The sequence below is a fragment of the Bacillus sp. BSL6 genome, assembly GCF_052928345.1.
This window is the reverse complement of record NZ_JAVGCW010000026.1, coordinates 1-3,005: the sequence shown is the minus strand read 5'-3', so window position 1 is coordinate 3,005 and position 3,005 is coordinate 1. Positions and strand designations below refer to the sequence as shown.

Annotated in this window: 2 protein-coding genes and 1 pseudogene; 1 reads left to right on the top strand and 2 read right to left on the bottom strand. The window is 33.8% G+C overall.

The genetic code is table 11. The features are described from left to right. Window positions 1-261 precede the first annotated feature (261 nt). Window positions 262-844, bottom strand: a pseudogene (locus RCJ96_RS27325) (RNA-guided endonuclease TnpB family protein); the annotation flags it as partial. Window positions 845-950: 106 nt separating this feature from the next. Between RCJ96_RS27325 and RCJ96_RS27320 the strand changes: the two are divergent. Beyond that, window positions 951-1,883, top strand: coding sequence for a DMT family transporter (locus RCJ96_RS27320; RefSeq protein WP_416504796.1), 933 nt, complete (start codon window positions 951-953; stop codon window positions 1,881-1,883). 86 nt (window positions 1,884-1,969) lie between these two features. On the opposite strand, the gene RCJ96_RS27315 is transcribed toward RCJ96_RS27320, so the two are convergent. Next, a complete protein-coding gene (locus RCJ96_RS27315) occupies window positions 1,970-2,761 on the bottom strand; it encodes a sulfotransferase family 2 domain-containing protein (RefSeq protein ID WP_074542567.1) in 792 nt (263 codons plus the stop codon). Between the last annotated feature and the right edge of the window lie 244 nt (window positions 2,762-3,005).

The following is a 3,005-nucleotide window of genomic DNA, read 5'->3' as shown; positions in this document are numbered from 1 at the left end:
TTGTCCCTGTGAGAGTAGGACGTCGCCAAGCAAAAACCTAAGTCGTTTCGACTTAGGTTTTTTTGTGTTTATTTATATATATCAAATGTCATAATCCGTAAATTTAGTAATCTTAATGAGAGAAAAGGATGAAATAGAGATGTTTTAAAATCAACTACCCCCAGTGAGACGAAGCCTTACAGTGGGGACTTGAGCTCGAGCGCTAGGTCTTTTCGTCTATCGCTAGACAGTTTGACGCTCTAGCATTCATGCTACCCTACGATTTGTCACGCAACTTACTAATCTATCTACACCTAAATCGCAATTCAAAGCGTTACTCGTAGTCGTGGATGGTTTCTTCATTTGAGAAACATGCATTTCATATGTATAATGCACCTCAAGAACCGACTTTTTTGCTTCGGTACAATCTCAATGTAGAAGATTTTTTTATGTCTTAAATTTTTCGGCATACGTATTTTAATGGAACCCAATTTTTTCTGAATGCCACATTCATCGGAACCATCCAATACCCGTTATTATCCACTTTAGGGACTTGATAGATTTCAATGATTCGTTTGTCAGTGGAACGAGAATAATTTGGAAACTTCGGACGCCCTGTGAACTTCTCAGGATTTTTCTTTCATTGTTCCAACGCTTTAAAAAAGCTCTTCACTTCTGCATATAAGGCTCTGCGAATCGCTTGAACAAAATTTGATTGAACGCCCCAATCATTCGTATTGGCTTGCATGGCAGTATCTACTTCTTTTACAGTAGCCATCCTGTTATTGTTTAAGTAACTTTGTTTCATCGTGTACAAGCCAACATTTCGCAACGCTTTTGAGCTATGTGACATGCGCTGAAGTAAACCCCCACTGATTAAAGTTTCAATTTATACAATGTCTTTTCACTTTTAAAGGATTTTATTCATCAAAAAATCTATAATTAAGATAATTAATATATATTATTGATGGGTGTGGGGGATTATGAAAGAAATATGCATGTTATTAGTGGCTGTTATATTATGGGGGACAGCCATTGCGCCAACAAAGTGGGCGTTAGAATCTATTCAGCCATTTACTTTGTTATTTATTCGCCTTTTCTTCGCTAGTGGAATTTGCTTGCTATTTTCATTTAAACAATTAAAAAAATCGGTCGTACATAAACAAGTGCCGTGGAAAAGAATGAGTTTACTATCTTTTACTGGTGTAGCTGGTTACTTTATGTTCACATCCTACGGTATTTCTTTAACAAGTGGATTACATGTTAGTATTATTGATGCTGCTTTACCGTTAGTTACAATTCTTTTTTCAGCGATCTTTTTGAAAGAAAAAATTCAGCTTAATTATTGGATCGGTATTGTATTGGGAGCTGCTGGAGTACTTCTTATTACCATCCCATCTAGTAACGGTAATCAAGAAGTATCTTTAATAGGAGATACCCTTATTTTATTAAGCACTTTCTTATTTGCTTTCTATACAGTATTGTTGAAAAGACCAAAACAAGAACAGTATTTATCAAACAAGGTTTTTACAACATTAACTTTAATTATTGGAGCTGTTATTTTATTACCATTTGCAATGGTAGAAACTTTTTACTATGGTTTCCCAGAAATCGAAACATGGAAGACTGGATTTAGTGTAATGTATCTTGTTATAGGCGCAACAATTTTAGCGTATTGGTTTTGGAATAGAGCATTAGAGACAGTCTCGGCATCAGTAAGTGGATTATATTTAAATGCCTTACCGTTAATAAGTATTGTTGCTTCAATTGCTTTATTAGATGAGTCTTTAACTTGGAAGATAGTAATAGGAGGAAGTTTAGTCTTAATAGGAGTAGGATGGGCAGATAGACAAAAGATAAGTAAGTTATTAAAGAAGAATAACTTGAATAGTAAGGAATGCTAAGTAACATATTGTATATAGTTTAAATATAAAAAAACACCTTATATATATTAGGTGTTTTTTTATTTGGCAAAGATAATAGATTGAAATCAGTATAGGTATTCTCTACTATATTTATACGTATTGAAATCATTTTGAAATATTGTTTGAACGAGTTGTATACATTCGGTATCATAAAAACTTTCGAAAGTGGGGTAGCGAGGAAATAAAGGGTCAGTAATATCGGCTTCGCTAAAATTCCCTTTATAAATCATGGCGGGAGTTTGATGATGCCATGATATTGAGAACTCATTTATTGGTGCAGTTTTTAATTCGAAACGCTTTTCTAATGCTTTCATATCCTGATCGAAGTTTTCTAAGTATATATAATTGGTCACATATTCTTCTTCACCAGCTATATATTGTTGTGTGAAATGCGGGTTAATATCATTTCCTTGAGCATCATTAATGAATAGATAGTATAGAAATTGTTTAAATGAGAGGCCTTTGGAGGAGTTTTCATCTTGATATAAAAACTTTCGGATGGGCTTCCATTCGGGATTTTCTATATAGGGAGGTGCGATTAAGGATACGAAAGAGCTCACTGCTCGTCTATAAGGGTTACGAACAAGCTTAAAAGTTTCTTTTTGTTTTTCGCGTAATGCTATACCTAGTCGAACACTATAGGCAGGTGTACTTTTGTATATGTCATATTCATAATTATGAATGAAAGGACTATAATTTAGAGCTGTCTGTAATAAGTCAATCTGATAAAAAAACCACTTAGCAAGAGAAGTACAACCACTTTTTTGGCTCCAAAATAGAATGATAGGAAAATTCTTATGATAATGTGGGTTTCTTGAATGGGCGTTGATGATATGTAATAAGGGAGGATCGAACAATTTCTACACTCCTTTCAGGTATTTTAATTATATGTATGAAAAATAAAGAGGAATATGAGTAGCTGTTTCATCTTTTCTAAAAAAGTGAAAGATTAATATTGACTATTATTGAATAGGGGTGTAATATAGAACAAGTCGCCGATGACAACAACGTCGAAAGCGACAAACGAAATAAAAAACTTAGTTGACATTGAAAGATGAAAATGTTAACATAAGGAAGTCGCAAATGAGCGACTAAGCAGTT